Source organism: Candidatus Beckwithbacteria bacterium (genome assembly GCA_012797845.1).
Classification (GTDB): Bacteria; Patescibacteriota; Microgenomatia; order UBA1400; family UBA1449; genus JAAZOH01.
The window spans coordinates 16,713-33,441 of the sequence record JAAZOH010000005.1; the positions used below are offsets into that span (position 1 = coordinate 16,713).

15 protein-coding genes are annotated in these 16,729 nt (G+C 39.9%); all 15 read right to left on the reverse strand.

Annotation, left to right across the window (positions count from 1 at the left end; translation table 11 throughout):
- Positions 1–2 precede the first annotated feature (2 nt).
- Entirely contained in the window at positions 3–413 is a 411-nt protein-coding gene (gene rplP / locus GYA49_01100; GenBank protein NMC35621.1) for a 50S ribosomal protein L16, read from the reverse strand.
- An 8-nt stretch (positions 414–421) separates the two neighbouring features.
- Positions 422–1,078: a 30S ribosomal protein S3 gene (rpsC, locus tag GYA49_01105; GenBank protein ID NMC35622.1), complete on the reverse strand. Its 657-nt coding sequence runs from the start codon at positions 1,076–1,078 to the stop codon at positions 422–424.
- A 2-nt stretch (positions 1,079–1,080) separates the two neighbouring features.
- Positions 1,081–1,497, reverse strand: a complete 417-nt coding sequence (rplV, locus tag GYA49_01110; GenBank protein NMC35623.1) for a 50S ribosomal protein L22 — start codon at positions 1,495–1,497, stop codon at positions 1,081–1,083.
- 17 nt (positions 1,498–1,514) lie between these two features.
- Positions 1,515–1,799: a 30S ribosomal protein S19 gene (rpsS, locus tag GYA49_01115; GenBank protein ID NMC35624.1), complete on the reverse strand. Its 285-nt coding sequence runs from the start codon at positions 1,797–1,799 to the stop codon at positions 1,515–1,517.
- 30 nt (positions 1,800–1,829) lie between these two features.
- Complete coding sequence (rplB, locus tag GYA49_01120) at positions 1,830–2,660, reverse strand: 50S ribosomal protein L2 (GenBank protein NMC35625.1); 831 nt, start codon at positions 2,658–2,660, stop codon at positions 1,830–1,832.
- Between the two features lies 1 nt (position 2,661).
- The gene (rplW, locus tag GYA49_01125) at positions 2,662–2,961 is read right to left on the reverse strand and encodes a 50S ribosomal protein L23 (GenBank protein ID NMC35626.1); all 300 of its coding nucleotides are present in this window, start codon (positions 2,959–2,961) and stop codon (positions 2,662–2,664) included.
- A 5-nt stretch (positions 2,962–2,966) separates the two neighbouring features.
- Positions 2,967–3,602 (reverse strand): 50S ribosomal protein L4, encoded by a 636-nt coding sequence (rplD, locus tag GYA49_01130; GenBank protein NMC35627.1) that lies wholly within the window; start codon positions 3,600–3,602, stop codon positions 2,967–2,969.
- A 2-nt stretch (positions 3,603–3,604) separates the two neighbouring features.
- Entirely contained in the window at positions 3,605–4,396 is a 792-nt protein-coding gene (gene rplC, locus GYA49_01135) for a 50S ribosomal protein L3 (GenBank protein NMC35628.1), read from the reverse strand.
- A gap of 200 nt (positions 4,397–4,596) precedes the next feature.
- Complete coding sequence (rpsJ, locus tag GYA49_01140) at positions 4,597–4,908, reverse strand: 30S ribosomal protein S10 (GenBank protein ID NMC35629.1); 312 nt, start codon at positions 4,906–4,908, stop codon at positions 4,597–4,599.
- Positions 4,909–4,966: 58 nt separating this feature from the next.
- Positions 4,967–6,145: an elongation factor Tu gene (tuf, locus tag GYA49_01145; protein ID NMC35630.1), complete on the reverse strand. Its 1,179-nt coding sequence runs from the start codon at positions 6,143–6,145 to the stop codon at positions 4,967–4,969.
- 111 nt (positions 6,146–6,256) lie between these two features.
- The gene (fusA, locus tag GYA49_01150; GenBank protein NMC35631.1) at positions 6,257–8,374 is read right to left on the reverse strand and encodes an elongation factor G; all 2,118 of its coding nucleotides are present in this window, start codon (positions 8,372–8,374) and stop codon (positions 6,257–6,259) included.
- A 123-nt stretch (positions 8,375–8,497) separates the two neighbouring features.
- Positions 8,498–8,980 carry a 30S ribosomal protein S7 gene (gene rpsG, locus GYA49_01155; GenBank protein ID NMC35632.1) on the reverse strand — a complete coding sequence of 161 codons (483 nt, stop codon included), beginning with the start codon at positions 8,978–8,980 and terminating at the stop codon, positions 8,498–8,500.
- Positions 8,981–9,005: 25 nt separating this feature from the next.
- Positions 9,006–9,452: a 30S ribosomal protein S12 gene (gene rpsL / locus GYA49_01160; GenBank protein NMC35633.1), complete on the reverse strand. Its 447-nt coding sequence runs from the start codon at positions 9,450–9,452 to the stop codon at positions 9,006–9,008.
- Positions 9,453–9,466: 14 nt separating this feature from the next.
- Positions 9,467–13,177, reverse strand: coding sequence for a DNA-directed RNA polymerase subunit beta' (rpoC, locus tag GYA49_01165; GenBank protein NMC35634.1), 3,711 nt, complete (start codon positions 13,175–13,177; stop codon positions 9,467–9,469).
- 22 nt (positions 13,178–13,199) lie between these two features.
- The gene (rpoB, locus tag GYA49_01170; protein NMC35635.1) at positions 13,200–16,661 is read right to left on the reverse strand and encodes a DNA-directed RNA polymerase subunit beta; all 3,462 of its coding nucleotides are present in this window, start codon (positions 16,659–16,661) and stop codon (positions 13,200–13,202) included.
- Between the last annotated feature and the right edge of the window lie 68 nt (positions 16,662–16,729).

The window sequence follows — 16,729 nt, forward strand, 5'->3', positions numbered from 1 at the left end:
ACTTAATCTTCTTTTTCAATAAATTTTGTTCTAATACCAAATTTGTGACTGGCTCGGCGTAAAGCTTCTTGGGCAATTTCTCGGCTTACTCCCGAAATTTCAAACATAATTCGGCCTGGTTTAACTACGGCTACATAGCCTTCTACATCACCTTTGCCGCTACCCATTCTTGATCCAGCTGCTCGTTTGGTATAGGGTTTGTCTGGAAAAATCCGAATCCAACTGCGACCCATACGTTTAGTGTAGCTGGTAATGGTTTTTCTAGCAGCTTCGATTTGTTGGCTAGTTACCCAACCTCGACCCAATGATTGCAAAGCGTATTCTCCAAAAGAAATATCTGAACCAACCTCAGCATTACCTCTGCGTTTACCTCTAAATTGTTTCCGATATTTTGTTTTCTTTGGTTGTAACATACTAGTACTTAATTAATTTTTCGCTCCCCTTTATACACCCAAACTTTAATACCTACATATCCTGATCTGGTTAAAGATGGTACTTCAGCATAATCAATATCGGCCCGCAAGGTTTGAGTTGGAACTGTACCTTCACTGTATTTTTCTGATCTACCAATTTCAGCTCCACCAATTCGGCCAGATAGTTGAATCTTAATTCCTTTAGCCCCACTTTCCATAGCCCGTTCAATAGCTTGGGTAACAGCTCGGCGATGAGGATAACGGCCAATCAGCTGATCGGCAATCCGTTGAGCTATCAACCTAGCTTGAATATTAGCGTTTTTAACCTCTTCAACTTTAACATCAACTTTCATAGCTTTGCTGTCATTTTCTCTGATATTGAGCCGTTTTTTAATTTCCTTTTTCAAATCTTCCATCCCAGTACCACCTTTACCAATTACCACCCCTGGACGATTAACATGAATAAAGATCTTAATAACGTTAATAGATCGTTCAATCTCAACTTTAACAATTCCAGCATTTTTCAGCTTATCCATCAGATATTCTCGTAATTTAATGTCTTCCAATAAGAGTTTGCGGTAATCATGTCGGTTAGCAAACCAACGTGATTTCCAGGTATTTAAAACTCCTAAGCGAAAGCCGAATGGATTAACTTTTTTTCCCATAATTATTTTTTAACTTCAGTTTTTACTTTTTTAACAGGTTTCTCTTCTTTTTTGACAGTTTCTTTGTGTTCCTCTACTTTGACTAGCTCTTTAGCTTCCAAGACAAATTTAATATGACTAGTTCGTTTCAAAATTGATCGGGCTCGACCTCTGGCGCCAGCTCGGAACCGTTTGTACGTTGGGCCATTTTCAATCAAAATGTGTTTGATCACCAAATCCTGTTCAGACAATTTGTGGTTGTTAACTGCGTTAGAAATGGCTTGCTTTAAAACTTTATACAGCGTTTTAGCAGCCCGTTTATGAATAAACTGCAACTGTACCAGAGCATCGCTTGGATGTAAAGACCGAACTGAATCAGCTACTAAGCGTAGTTTTCTGGGTGTCATTCGGATTGATTTTTGATATGCAACAATTTCCATATAGTAAAAAAGTAATACTAAGTTTTGGTAATAAGTCGTTTAACCATCTTGCCATGACCTCTAAATGTTCTGGTAGGTGAAAATTCACCTAGCCGGTGTCCTACCATAGCTTCGGTAATATACACTTCCAAAAAGACTTTGCCGTTGTGAATTCCCATAGTGTGACCAACAAATTCTGGTGGGATTTGGCTAGCTCGAGCCCAAGTCTTGATCACATCTTTACGACCGTTTTCTTTTTGAGCTAAAACTTTTTTCAAAAGTTTTTCATCAATATATGGTCCTTTTTTTGAACTTCTACTCATAGTTGTAAACTAAAAGCTATCAGCTATCAGCTATTTTTTCCTTCTTTTAATAATAAGTTTATCTGAATACTTACGACGTTTTCGAGTTTTCTTACCCAAAGTTTTCTTACCCCAAGGTGATTTTGGTGAAGGCATACCAACACCTGATCGACCTTCTCCACCTCCATGAGGATGGGCATTGGGAGCCATAGCTACTCCTCGCACGCCAGGCCTAATTCCCATGTGGCGTTTACGGCCAGCCTTACCTAAAGAGATATTTTGCCAATCACTATTACTCAGTTGGCCAATAGTAGCATAACATTCTTCTCTAATTTTGCGAATTTCACCTGATGGTAATTGGATATTGGCATAGCCACCTTCTTTAGCTTGGATAGTAGCGGCTGAACCGGCACTGCGAATAATTTGTCCGCCTTTGCCAGGTCGCAATTCAATATTATGAATTGGCATCCCCACTGGAATATTTTTAAGTGGTAAAGCATTACCAGGGTTAAATTCGGCAGTTTCTCCAGCAATGACCGTTTTACCAACTTCTAATTGTTCAGGTGCTAAGATATACCGTTTTTCCCCATCTTTATAAATAAGCAAAGCAATATTAGCAGTTCGGTTTGGATCATATTCAATGGCTACTACTTTGGCTTCGATATTAAGTTTATTTCTCTTAAAGTCAATCATTCGATAGTACCGTTTTTGGCGTCCGCCTTGATGTCTAACCGTGACCCGACCCATATTATTTCGACCTGAATGTTTTTTCAAAATGGTAACTAAACCTTTTTCTGGCCGTTTTTTAGATAACTTTTTAGTATCTAAAAAGCTTTTGTGTCGTTGAGCATTGGTGATCGGTTTAACTTTTCTAATTGCCATATTATTTTTCTTCTCTTATTTCAAATAAATCAATTTTTTGACCCTTTTTTAAAGTTACCATGGCTTTTTTACCAGCTCCAACATGGGCTTCTTTGCGTCTGCTCCCAAAACGACGGATTTTGCCTCTAATACTGCTGGTAGCCACATCAACTACGCTAACTTTAAAAGCTGCTTCAATTGCTTGAGCAATCATAGTCTTGCTAGCTTTGGGATGAACTTCAAAAGTAAATCGCCCCTGACCAGCAAGAGTCATGGATCGTTCAGTAATAATTGGTCGTTTCAAAACTAAATCTTGTCTCATAACTTTTAACTTAATCTCTTGGTAATTTGTTCTAAAGCTTCTTTTGCAAAAACCAGCTGATGAGCTTTTAAGACTTCATAGCTGGTTAGTTTATCGCTTGCTAAACAAGTAACAATTGGTAAATTACGGAAAGCTTTTTGGGCTTGACCCAAGTCTTGGGTAAGTACTAAGCCAATACCTCGTTGTTTTTTGCCTTCGTAGACAGCTTGGATAAAACCAGCAGCATCTTTGGTTTTAGCTTGTTTGATCTTATCCAAACCAGCTATCACAATAATAGCTTTGTCTGATGCTTTTACACTTAGAGCACTTTTTAAAGCTTCACGTCGCATTTTCTTAGGGAATTTAAGACGGAAATGTTGGGTTGGCTTTGGTCCGTGAGCTTTGGATCCTCCTACAAAAATTGGGGCTTTTTTATCACCATGTCTAGCTCCACCCGTACCTTTTTGTCTATAGAGTTTTTTACCGGTTCGAGCAATGTCAGATCTGGTTTTAGTGGAAGCTGAGGCAGCTCGTTGATTCGACTGATGAATTCGGATAGCTTGGGCCAGCAGTTCCGGATTAGCTTTAGCTTCGAATATGGCTTTATTAAGCGTTAATTCTTCAATTTGTTTACCGGTAAGATCAAAAACTGGTATTTTCATAGTTATTTAGTTTCTTCTTTCTTTTCTACTTCTCCATCTTGGGTTTTTTCTTCTACTACTGTTTCTTCAGCTGGCTTGGCTTCTGATTCCTGAGCTTTGGGTTCTTGATTTGATTCTTGCACCTCTTCTACTGTAGTTGCTTCTGTGTTTTGGTTTTGTAGGGCAACAAATTTTTTCTTACCTTTCTTGCACAGCAAAACTAAACCATCTTTTGGTCCGGGAATAGCTCCGGTCAACCAAAGTTCATTAGCAGCTTCATCGATATGGACAATCTGACTACCGCTAATGGTAATAGTCTGATTACCCATTTGACCTGCCATTCGTTTACCTTTATAGACTCGACCCGGAGTAGTTCCTTGCCCAATAGAGCCTGGAGATCGTTGCCGATCTGACTGACCATGAGTCTTAGGACCACCACTAAATCCCCATCGTTTCATGCCACCGGCAAAACCCTTACCTTTGCTAACAGCCGAAACAGTTACGGTATCACCAAGTTCAAAAATTTGTGATACGGTAATTTGGTCTCCTACTTTTTTATCACTTGCTTCACTTAGTCTAATCTCACGAACATAGCGAGGCGTAATTTGACTAGTTTTAGTATGACCAGCTAACGGTTTGTTAATTCTTTTTCGATTTAAAACACCTACCTGGATAGCCTCATAGCCATCTTTATCACCATGTTTGACTTGAGTTACAGTCACTGGTTTCACTAAAAGCTTGCTTACAAATAACCGTTTTCCTTCGGTATTATAGGCATGTATTTGGTTTTTCTTAATAGCGTAAAAGATATCCATATTATTTGAGTTTTTAGCTATGCTTGTAAAATAAAAAAACCCGACTGTCGGGTTTTTCTAAAACCAAACGTCACTATAAACTCATTTTACGTACTTTCTTTGGCAACACATGTTTTGTTTGTGTATTAGCCGCATAAACGTCAGCTATTATAGCTTTTTTTGACAAAAATTTCAAAAGTATTTGGTTTTTAAACCAAAAACTACATTTTAATCTCAATTCCTACTCCGGCGGGTAATTCCAAGTGCATAAGTGAATCAATCGTCTTATCAGTCGGCTCCATAATGTCAATTAGACGTTTATGAGTCAAAACTTGAAAATGTTCCCGAGCATCTTTGTCAGTGTGCGGACTAATAGTCACCGGAAATTTTTTGCGTTTTGTCGGCAGAGGGACTGGTCCAACCACTTTGGCGCCAGTAGACAGAGCAGTTTGCAAAATTTTGGCTCCACATTCATCAATCACTCGATGATCAAAAGCTTTGAGTTTAACTCTAATTCTCTGTGCAGCTGCCATTTTTTAGTAAAAAGAGCCTCTGAAACATAAGCTCAGAGGCTCTTTATGTTTTTCAAATTTATTTAATAATTTTAGTAATTGCTCCAGCGCCCACAGTCTTACCACCTTCACGAATAGCAAATCTAAGTCCTTCTTCCATAGCTACGGGAACAATCAATTTAACAGTCATATCAGCATTATCACCTGGCATAACCATTTCTACACCCTTTTGTAAGGTGACTTCACCTGTTACATCAGTAGTTCGGATATAGAATTGAGGTTTATAACCATTAAAGAACGGAGTATGACGACCACCTTCTTCTTTACTTAGGATGTAAACCCGAGCTTCGAATTCGGTATGTGGAGTGGTAGTTCCGGGTTTAGCCAAAACTTGTCCTCGTTCGACATCTTCTTTCTCAATACCTCGAAGTAATATTCCGACATTATCGCCGGCTTGACCTTGATCCAGTTGTTTACGAAACATCTCAACTCCGGTAACAGTGCTTTTTCGAGCATCTCTAATACCGACAATCTCGATTTCTTCACCAACCTTGACAACACCACGGTCAATTCTACCAGTAACCACGGTACCTCGACCCTTGATTGAAAAAACATCTTCAACAGCCATCAAGAAAGGCTTATCTAAAGGTCGTTCTGGAGTGGGGATATAATCATCAACAGCTTGCATCAATTTCATGATGTTTTCTTGTTCTTTAGCATCACCTTCCAGAGCTTTTAAAGCTGAGCCACGAACAACTGGAATTTCGTCTCCAGGAAATTCATACTTTTTAAGCAATTCGCGGACTTCTTCTTCAACCAAATCAATCAGCTCAGGGTCATCAACAGCATCGCATTTGTTTAAGAAAACTACGATAGCTGGGACGTTAACCTGACGAGCCAAAAGAATATGCTCTTTAGTCTGAGGCATTGGACCATCAGTAGCAGCAACTACTAAAATAGCACCATCCATCTGGGCTGCCCCAGTAATCATGTTTTTGATGTAATCTTTGTGTCCTGGACAGTCAATGTGAGCATAGTGACGTTTTTCAGTGTTGTACTCAACGTGAGTAATAGAGATGGTAATACCACGTTCTTTTTCCTCAGGAGCTTTATCGATTTTATCAAAAGCCACTGCCTCTGCTAACCCTTTGGCAGCCAAAGTGGTAGTAATAGCGGCTGTTAAGGTAGTTTTACCATGATCCACGTGACCAATAGTCCCAATGTTCATGTGAGGTTTATCTCGTGTGAATGTAGCCATAGCTAGCTCCTTTCAATATAAATAATTATTTTTATAATATCTAAATTTTAGACAGTGTTATTATACCTTATAAAAACGCTTTTAAAAGAGTATATTTATCTGTTGCTACTACTATTCATTGCTAGTAGTTTTACCACGCGCACTGACAATTTCTTCAGTAATGTTTTTGGGTACTTCTTCATAGTGACTGGGCAACAAGACAAAAGTAGCCCGACCCTGAGTCATAGATCGCAAGTTAGTTGCATACTTAGACATTTCTGCTAATGGGACTAGGGCGGTAATAATTCGAACATTACCTCTGTTGGCGGTCCCTAAAATCTGAGCCCGTTTACTAGATAAATTACCAATCACATCTCCCATAAATTCTTCAGGAGTAGAAACTTCCAACTTCATGACTGGTTCCAGTAAAACTAGGTCAGCTTTTTTGGTAGCAGATTGCAAAGCCATAGAACCAGCAATTTTAAAAGCTAGTTCTGATGAGTCAACTTCGTGGTAGGTACCATCATACACTGCTACTTCTATATCAACTAGTTGATAGCCGGCCAAAACTCCATTTTCTATAGCTTCTTTGACTCCTTTTTCCACAGCTGGAATAAAATCTTTAGGAATAGCTCCACCTTTAATTTCATCTTTAAATTCATAGCCTTCACCGCGCTTGCGAGGACTAACCCGTAGGAAACAGTGACCATATTGGCCTCGACCTCCAGATTGACGGATGTATTTTCCTTCAGCCGTAGCCTCTTGTTTGATAGTTTCTTTGTAAGCCACTTGAGGTTTGCCGGTATTAGCCATGACATTAAATTCTCTCATTAGTCGGTCGACGATAATTTCCAGATGTAATTCTCCCATACCAGCAATCACGGTTTGACCGGTTTCTTCATTGGAGGAAATTTTAAAGGTTGGATCTTCTTCAGACAGTTTTTTCAGAGCCAGACCCATTTTTTCCTGATCATTTTTGGTTTTGGGTTCAATAGCTAAAGAAATTACTGGTTCTGGGAAAGAAATAGATTCCAAAGCAATTGGGTGCTCTTCATCACAAAGTGTATCTCCGGTAGTCGTATCTTTCATGCCAACTATAGCCACAATCTCTCCAGCATAGGCTTCAGAGATTTCTTCCCGGTTATTGGCATGCATTAAAAGTAGCCGGCCAACCCGTTCTTTTTTATCTTTAGTCGAATTATAAATATAACTACCAGATTTGATAACTCCTGAGTAAACTCGACCATAAGTCAGTTTACCTACATGAGGATCGGTTTGAATTTTAAACGCTAAAATAGTTAAGGGACCATCAGTCTTTGGTTCACGGCTTAAAGTAATAGCTTCATCTTTAGGATCAGTTCCTTCAACTGGTGGTTCATCAAGTGGGCTAGGAAGGTAATCAATCACTGCATCAAGTAGGACTTGAACGCCTTTGTTGCGTAGTGAAGAACCACACAAAACTGGTACTAAATCATTAGATATCGTTGCTTTTCGTAAACCTTCTTTAAGCTCTTTTAGACTAATTTCTTCTCCGCTTAAATATTTTTCTAGCAAAGCTTCATCATTTTCAGCAATTGATTCGATGAGTTTATTGCGTTCACTTTCAAATTGGTCTTTAAGATCAGCTGGAATTTCGTCAGAAATCGTATATTTAGCTCCTAAACTTTCTTCATCATAAAAAATAGTTTTTTTCTCAAGTAAAAGCACAATGCCTTTAAAGGTATTTTCTTTGCCAATAGGAATAGCTAAAATAGCTGGTTTAGCACCTAGTTTTTCTTTAATATCATCAATGGTGGCAAAAAAGTCAGCTCCTAATTTATCCATCTTATTGATAAAACAAATTCGGGGCACTTTATATTTATCAGCTTGACGCCAAACAGTTTCAGACTGGGATTGGACCCCCTCTTCGGCATCCAAAACGGTAATACCTCCATCCAAAACCCGTAGTGACCGTTCTACTTCAGCTGTAAAGTCAACGTGACCTGGAGTGTCAATAATATTAATCCGATGTTCTTGGGGGAATAATGATTCAACCACCTGAGGAGTCCAAAAAGTGGTGGTAGCTGCTGACATAATGGTAATACCTCGCTCCCGCTCTTGTTCCATCCAATCCATAACTGCTTCGCCTTCATGCACTTCTCCGATCTTGTAGGATTTACCAGTGTAGTAAAGAATTCGTTCAGTGGTGGTAGTTTTGCCGGCATCAATATGGGCAATAATTCCAATATTTCGCAAGAGATTAAGTGGCATGTGACGTTTGTAGTCTTTGGTAGTTGGATTGGCCATAATTAAAATAGAAAAACTGCTTCAGCAGTCTTGCTAATTGTAGCAGATTTAGTAACTAGTCGTGAATAATCGCAAAGTCTGAGCAATTTACCACCTGAAGTGGGCAAAGGCTTTGTTAGCTTCTGCTGCCTTATGAGTATTGTCTCGCTTCTGCACTGCCTGACCTTCGCTTCTAAGCGCTGCCTCTAGTTCAGCTGCCAATTTTTGGGCAAAGGTTTTGTATTCACTATTTGACTTTGCTCGAGCTGCATCAACTAACCAGCGCAGAGCTAGAGCTTCCCGTCGATCACCCTTAACAGGCATTGGGACTTGGTAAGCAGCTCCTCCAACTCGGCGGGATCTGACTTCCATCACTGGTTTAATATTATCTAAAGCTTGACGTAGTAGTTCTACCGGATCATCACTTTTTTGAGACTGCCCTAAATGTTTTAAAGCTTGATAAACTTGCTTAGCAGCAACAGTTTTTTTGCCTTCTTTCATGACGTAGTTAATGAGTCGGCTTACCACCCGATTACCATAAATTGGATCGGCTTCGACTAAACGCTTATTGATTCTTCCTGATCTTGACATACGTTATTTTGTATAAATTAATAAATTAAGCGGCAGCGGCAGTATTTTCTGATTTACTGGTTTTACCACCTTTACGGGTTCCGTATTTAGATCTACTTTGCATCCGGCCATCAACCCCCAAACAATCGTATTTACCTCGAACAATATGATACTTCACACCTGGTAAATCTTTGACCCGACCGCCGCGAACCAATACTACCGAGTGTTCAGCCAAATTATGGCCTTCACCCTGAATATAGGCGGTGACTTCGATTTTATTAGATAGTCTTACTCTGGCTACTTTTCGTAGTGCTGAGTTTGGTTTTTTTGGAGTCATGGTTTTAACTACAGTACAAACTCCTCGTTTTTGAGGATTAGTAGTAGCTATAACTCGACGTTTGGCAGAGTTAAATGACTTGCGCAAAGCCGAAGCTTTAACCCGATTAGGGCGACGAGTTCTGGGTTTTTTGATAAGTTGATTTATCGTTGGCATATCAGTCTTTCCTTTTATGAATATACTATACCATCTTTGATCCGAGCTCGTTCTTCCGAGGTGGGGATCAAACGGCCAATAATAACATTTTCTTTCAGTCCTATCAAGTAATCTTTTTTACCTAGTGTCCCAGCATCGGTTAAAACACTACTGGTCTCTTGGAACGAAGCGGCAGACAACCAGCTGTCGGTGTACAAAGCTGCTCGAGTTACTCCCAAGAGTAAAACTTGAGCAGTAGCTGGTTCCCCACCAGCCGCAATTACCGCTGCATTTTCAGATTCAAATTTCTGGCGATTAACCAATTCTCCAGGCAGCAAATCTGTGTCTCCAGTACTGTCAACTTTGACTTTGCTCGACATTTCGCGAACAATTACTTCAAAGTGTTTGTCGTTGATCGCAATACCTTGAGATTCATACACAGCCTGTAATTCGGAAATAAGGTATTCCTGAGCAGCTTGCATGCCTTTAATCCGTAGCAATTCCTTAACATCTAAAGAGCCTGAAGCTAGTTGTTGACCAACGGGGATCAAATCGCCGGTTTTAACTTTTAGGGTACTAGTTAAAGGAATAGTGTATTTAGCTTCTTCAACTGGTTTGACTTTATTATTGGTCACAGTAATTTCATAACCTTGATCAGTTTCATCAACAGTAACCTTACCAGCTACTTCAGAAATAGCTGATAAAGCTTTTGGAGTTCTTAGCTCAAAAATCTCTTCAACTCTTGGTAAACCTTGAGTCACATCTTGCATCACCACACCTCCGGTATGCTTCACCCGCATGGTTAGCTGTGTCCCTGGCTCACCAATTGATTGAGCAGCCAAAACTCCTACCGGTACTCCAATATTAACTAGTTTTTTGGTTGAAAAATCCCAACCATAACATTTTTGGCAAATACCAAATGGAGCCTGGCAGGTAATTGGTGAAAAGACATTAACTTTAGTCACCCCGGCTTTGTCAATTTCTTCAGCCAAAACATCAGTAATAACTTCATCTTTTTTGACTAAAACAGTATCGCTATTTGGTTTTTTGATAGCTTTAGCGGCTACCCGACCAGTAATTCGAGCTACAAAAGATTTTTCCCGACCTTTTTCATTGCGGATTTCAAAACTTTCTGAAGTCCCGCAATCTTCCATTCGGACAATAAGGTCATGGGAAACATCAACTAAACGACGGGTCAAATAACCAGCGTTAGCAGTTTTGACCGCTGAGTCAGTTAAGCCTTTTCGGGAACCCCGAGCTGCGGTGACGTATTCAAACACAGTCAGACCTTCTCTGAAGTTAGATTTGGTTGGTAGTTCCACGATTTTACCTAGTGGATCAACTGATAAACCTCTCATAGCTGCCAACTGTTTAACCTGATCTTTAGAAGCCCGAGTACCTCCGGACTCAATCATTTGGCGAACTGGGTTGTCAATAGAAAAGGCATTCCAGGTTTGTTCAGCTACATCATCAGTGGTTTTTAGCCAAAGATCAATCGATAAGCGTTTGCGTTCTTCTTTGGTAATCAAACCTAATTTGTAGTTTTCTTCAATTTCTTCAGCTTTTTTATTAGCCTCAGCAATGACTTCAGCTTTGTTTGGAATAATCTTACAGTCATTGACTGCAACTGACATTCCTGACATTGTTTCGCCTTTAAAGCCTAATTCTTTAATACTGTCAATCAAATGCATGATTTCTTTAGTCTTATAAACTGGCATGGCTTCTTTGATTAAAGTTTTCAGTCTACCAGCATTAACAGTCTCATTGATAAAGTCCATGTCATCAGGCAAGATTTCATTAAACCACAAACGACCTAGGGTGGTTTCTATGACTTTACCATCGACCCGAACTTTAATAGCTTGACGCAAAGCAATTCTGCCAAATTGATAAGCAGTGTTGGCTTCTAGGCTATCACTGTAAATAGTTTCTTCAGGCTTAATGCTCTCATCCAAAACCGTAATCAGGTAAATACCTAAAACCATGTTTTTGTTAGGAATAGTAATAGGTGAACCATCAGCTGGTTTTAATAAGTTCTTTTGAGGCATCATTTGTCTCCTGGCTTCTTTTTGTGCATCTTTGGAAAGCGGCACATGGACAGCCATTTGGTCACCGTCAAAGTCAGCATTGTAACCAGAACAGACACAAGGATGTAATCTGATAGCATTTCCTTCGATCAAAACCGGGAAGAAAGCCTGAATACCCAATTTGTGTAGCGTTGGAGCCCGGTTCAGTAAAACAGGATGTTTATGAGTAATTTCTTCCAAAATATCATAAACTTCGGGTGGGCGGCGTTCCAAAACGTGCTTGGCACTCTTTACGTTTGGTGCCAATCCTCGCATAATCAGTTCTCGTAGGACATAAGGTTTAAACATTTCCAAAGCCATATCTTTTGGTAAGCCACACTGGTTTAAAGCCAGTTCTGGACCAACTACGATAACACTTCGACCTGAGTAATCAACCCGTTTCCCTAGTAAGTTCTGACGGAACCGACCTTGTTTACCTTTTAGCATTTCAGATAGTGATTTCAGCTCTTTAGTCCCACGGCGTCTAGCTGATTGACGAGATTGAGTGGCATCAATTAAAGTGTCGACTGCTTCCTGCAACATCCGTTTTTCATTGCGTAAAATGATCTCGGGAGCACCTAAATTAATTAGGTGTTTGAGTCGGTTATTCCGGTTAATGACTCTTCGGTATAAATCATTTAAATCAGAAGTAGCAAAACGGCCACCAGAAAGTTGTACCATCGGCCGCAAGTCGGGTGGAATCACGGGCAAATTACGCATGATCATCCAAGTGGAATCAATACCAGCCTTACGTAAACCTTCAACTACCCGAAGGTGTTTGATAGCTTTAATTTTTTTCTGGCCTTTAGCTTCTCTGGTAGTTTGACGTAGTTTTTCAGCTTCTTTATCCAAATCCAAACGAGACAAAAGTTCTAAAATGCTTTCAGCTCCCATACCAACTTCTAAGAAACCATCGGCTTGGTAATCAACTAATTTCAGGTATTCATCTTCGGTCAGAACAGTTTTGACTTCCATGCGTTTGACCAAATTAGCTACTGCTTTATAGACTTCATCAGCAGTTTCCTGCTCATTAACCGTATTTTCTTTGATTCGGGCAATATCACGTTTGATCTTAATCTTGGCTTCTTCAACAGCAATTTTTTGTTGATCTTTAGTTTTAACTTTTTTCTTAATGTCTTCTATTTGTTTATCACCTTCTGTTTCAGTTTTTTTGATTTCTTCAGAAGCTTTGTCGTCCAGTTCTTTTTTAACTTCTTCCAGCTGGGTATCTAAATTGGTTAAAACCTGTTTACGTTTTTCTTCATCAATCCCTAAAACTACATAACGGGCAAAGTAAATTACTCCAGCTAAAGCTCGAGGAGAAATATCTAAAAGTAGGGAAATTTTGGAAGGCACACCTTTGAAAAACCAGATATGAGCCACTGGACAAGCCAGTTTGATATGACCCATACGTTCGCGGCGAACTCGGGATTGAGTTACTTCCACACCGCATTTATCACAGATAATACCTCGATAGCGGATCCTCTTGTACTTGCCGCAGTAACATTCCCAATCTTTAGTGGGTCCAAAAATTCGTTCACAAAAAAGGCCATCTTTTTCTGGTTTCAAAGTCCGGTAATTGATAGTTTCTGGTTTGGTTACTTCGCCATATGACCATGACTTAATGTCGTCCGGGGAAGCAATTTTGACAGTTAAAGTTTCGAAATCAACAATGTTTTTCATATGCTTTATTTAAAGTAGGTTATTAATCCTCACTTCCCTCCTCTAAAAGTTCTTCATCACTTGGTTCTAGATCGTCAATATTTTCACTGCTTTGTTCCTCAAAACTGTCATTGTTGGTGTCATCGGTGGAATCGTCACTACTTTCACTTTCTGCTACTGGCAAAGTCTCTTCGGTTTTAGTAGCTTCGAGTTCTGGATCATCAATTTGCTCTTCCTCTTCTTTAACTCCTTCAGGAATGACATTAAAGCTTAAACTGTTTAGTTCTTTGACCAAAACTTTAAAGGCTTCAGGAACGGTTGATTGCGGCATGTCGGTACCCTTAACAATGGCTTCAAAGGCTTTAGCCCGACCAACTACATCATCAGATTTGATGGTCAACATTTCTTGTAAGCCATAAGCAGCTCGATGCGCTTCCAGAGCCCAAACTTCCATTTCTCCCAATCTCTGACCTCCCATTTGGGCTTTACCGCCGAGAGGTTGTTGGGTTACCAATGAGTATGGACCGGTTGAACGGGCATGCATCTTATCTTCAACCATGTGGACCAATTTCATGATATATCCAATTCCGACTGAGGTTTTATTAGTGTATGGCTCACCACTGCGACCATCATAGAGCTGAACTTTACCATTAACAGGTAAACCAGCTTTAGTCATTTGTTCTTCAATAAAGTTCTCGTCAATTTTTTCAAAAACTGGCAAAGCTAATTTTTGACCTAAGCGAGAAGCTGCCCAACCTAGCTGAGCTTCTAAGAGTTGGCCCAAATTCATACGAGCCAACACTGACAACGGTGAAATAATGATGTCAACTGGAGTCCCATCTTCCAAATGAGGCATATCAGCTTCAGGCACAATTTTGGAAATAACCCCTTTATTACCGTGTCGACCAGCCAGTTTATCTCCAATTACCACCTTACGCATTTGAGCTACAAAAACTCGCACTTCTTTGATCACGCCTGGGTCTAGCTCATCACCTTCATCACGATCTAAAATATGCACGTCAATTACGGTTCCGTGTTCGCCATGAGGCATGCGCAGAGAAGTATCTCGAACTTCACGGGCTTTTTCTCCAAAAATAGCTCGCAGTAGCCGCTCTTCAGCTGTTAATTCAGTCTCACCTTTAGGAGCAATTTTGCCAACTAAAATATCGTTGGAACCAACATTGGAACCAACTACTACAATCCCATCTTCGCCAAGATTGGCCAGATCATCTTCACCTACATTGGGAATATCAGCTGTAATTTCCTCAGGTCCAAGTTTGGTATCCATAACTTGAATCGTATATTCATTGATGTGAATTGAGCTTAGTGTATCGTCTTTAACTAATCGATCAGAGATGACGATAGCGTCTTCGTATCCAAGACCATCAAAAGCTCCATAAGCAATCAGTAAGTTCTTACCTAAAGCCAGTTCGCCACCATCAGCTGCTGGACCATCAATAATGACGTCACCAGTTGTAATTTTTTGATTAGCAAAAACTGCCGGACTTTGGCTATAGCAGGTACTTTGAGGAGAACGTTTAAATTTAGAAACTTCGTAGGTTACGGTAGTATCTTTAATTTTAGTGATAAAAGGATAAGCCAAACGGTTAGCTTTTACGGTTTCGGCATCAGCTTTTTTCAAAACTATATCAACTCTATCACCATCAACAAAACTAACTTCGCCATCAAAATCACTGGTAATCACGTGTTTCATAGCGGTAGCTACTGTTTTTTCCATGCCTGTACCAATAATAGGAGCACTGGGACTAACAAGAGGAACTGCCTGACATTGCATATGGGTTCCCATCAAAGCCCGGATAGCTTCATCATGAGCCAAGAAAGGAATCAAGGAGGCTGAAGTCCCAACCACTTGGCGGGAAGCTACATCCATGTATTGGATAGTTTCAGCATCAACTTCGATAAATTCTCCCTGATGTCTGGCTCCTACCCAATCTTCAGCCAAATAACCCTGATCATCAATAGTAACTTCAGCATGCGTAATGTAGTATTCCTCTTCCTCATCAGGTGAAAGATATACTACCTCATCAGTGACTTTCATTTTAGTTTTGCGACCATTTTTTTCAGGGACAACTTTACGATAAGGAGCTTCTAAAAAGCCGTAGTCATTAACTTTGGTGTATAAAGAAAGATAAGTGACCAAACCAATATTGGGACCTTCTGGAGATCGGACCGGACAAATTCGGCTATATTGGGATTGATTAATGTCCCGCATGGAAAATGAAGCCCGTTCTCTAGTTACTCCACCACTACCCATAACGGATAAACGCCTTAGGTTGTCAATTTCAGCCAAAGGATTAGCTTGATCTAAAATAGTTGATAAGCGGTTTCTTCGGAAAAATTCTGAAATAGCTGCCACCATAGGTCTGGGGTTAACCAAACTACTTGGGGTAATTAACATGTCAGCTTTGGCTAAACTCATTTTCTCGCGAATAGAACGTTCCAGTCTCAGTAAACCAACTCGGAAGGCTACAGAAGAAACTAGCTCTCCCACTCGGCGAATCCGGCGGTTAGATAAGTGATCAATATCATCAACTCGACCATCACCATTTTGTAATTTAATTAAGTAGGCTACAGTTGCAATAATATCTTGGACAGTTAGTACGTGATTTTCAGGAATATTTTCAACTTCTAAACTTAAGCGGCGATTGAGTTTATACCGGCCAACTTTACCCAAATCATAACGGCGAGGATCAAAAAACATACTTTGGACCAAGGCTTTAGCGTTGTCTAATACAGCTGGTTCACCAGGTCGCAGTTTGTCATGAATTTCAATCAAGGCTTCTTCTTGAGTTTTACTGGGATCTTTTTCTAGTGTTGCTTCAATAAATTTATGTTCTTTGTCAGTATCAACTTCAGAAAAGGTTTCAGTAAGTAATTCATCAGTAGCCAGTCCCAAAGCACGTAATAAGGTGGTAGCTGGGATTTTGCGGTGTCGGTCAATTTTGACAGAAATAACATTGTGACGGGAAACCGCAAATTCGAGCCAGGAACCTCGTAGTGGTCGCAATTCAGCCTGATACAGCATTTTTCCTGAAACAGGTTCAATAGCGCCAGAAAAGAAAACACCAGGGCTTCGAACCAATTGGCTCACAACTGCCCGATCAATACCGTTGATAACAAAAGTACCAACTGGAGTCATAACTGGAATATCGCCCAAAAAGACTTCTTGGTCCATGGCTTCGCCAGTCTTTTTATTAACTAGAGTAGCCATAACTCGCAAAGGCGCATCATAAGTCAAACCTTTATCTCTGGCCTGTTGAGGAGTCAGTTTTGGTTGGCCAATAGTATGGTTACCAAATGATAAGGACCAGTTTTTACCGGTAAAATCATCAATAGGAGAAATTTCTTTAAGACGTTCGGAAATGCCTTGGTTCAAAAAATCTTCGTAGGACTTGGTCTGCAACTCAACTAAATCTATCTTGGGAAGGGGTAAATCGGTTTTTCCTAAATACAAACGATTATCAATGTGAGTTGCTGGTTTCATAGTTTTAAAAATAAAAAATTCAGGTAGGATAAACCTGAATCAATATTTTATGAGACTAGTAGTAACAG

Coding starts and splice junctions, on each gene's coding strand:
- rplP (NMC35621.1), bottom strand. CDS start 413: ATGTTACAACCAAAGAAAACAAAATATCGGAAACAATTTAGAGGTAAA.
- rpsC (NMC35622.1), bottom strand. CDS start 1,078: ATGGGAAAAAAAGTTAATCCATTCGGCTTTCGCTTAGGAGTTTTAAAT.
- rplV (NMC35623.1), bottom strand. CDS start 1,497: ATGGAAATTGTTGCATATCAAAAATCAATCCGAATGACACCCAGAAAA.
- rpsS (NMC35624.1), bottom strand. CDS start 1,799: ATGAGTAGAAGTTCAAAAAAAGGACCATATATTGATGAAAAACTTTTG.
- rplB (NMC35625.1), bottom strand. CDS start 2,660: ATGGCAATTAGAAAAGTTAAACCGATCACCAATGCTCAACGACACAAA.
- rplW (NMC35626.1), bottom strand. CDS start 2,961: ATGAGACAAGATTTAGTTTTGAAACGACCAATTATTACTGAACGATCC.
- rplD (NMC35627.1), bottom strand. CDS start 3,602: ATGAAAATACCAGTTTTTGATCTTACCGGTAAACAAATTGAAGAATTA.
- rplC (NMC35628.1), bottom strand. CDS start 4,396: ATGGATATCTTTTACGCTATTAAGAAAAACCAAATACATGCCTATAAT.
- rpsJ (NMC35629.1), bottom strand. CDS start 4,908: ATGGCAGCTGCACAGAGAATTAGAGTTAAACTCAAAGCTTTTGATCAT.
- tuf (NMC35630.1), bottom strand. CDS start 6,145: ATGGCTACATTCACACGAGATAAACCTCACATGAACATTGGGACTATT.
- fusA (NMC35631.1), bottom strand. CDS start 8,374: ATGCCACTTAATCTCTTGCGAAATATTGGAATTATTGCCCATATTGAT.
- rpsG (NMC35632.1), bottom strand. CDS start 8,980: ATGTCAAGATCAGGAAGAATCAATAAGCGTTTAGTCGAAGCCGATCCA.
- rpsL (NMC35633.1), bottom strand. CDS start 9,452: ATGCCAACGATAAATCAACTTATCAAAAAACCCAGAACTCGTCGCCCT.
- rpoC (NMC35634.1), bottom strand. CDS start 13,177: ATGAAAAACATTGTTGATTTCGAAACTTTAACTGTCAAAATTGCTTCC.
- rpoB (NMC35635.1), bottom strand. CDS start 16,661: ATGAAACCAGCAACTCACATTGATAATCGTTTGTATTTAGGAAAAACC.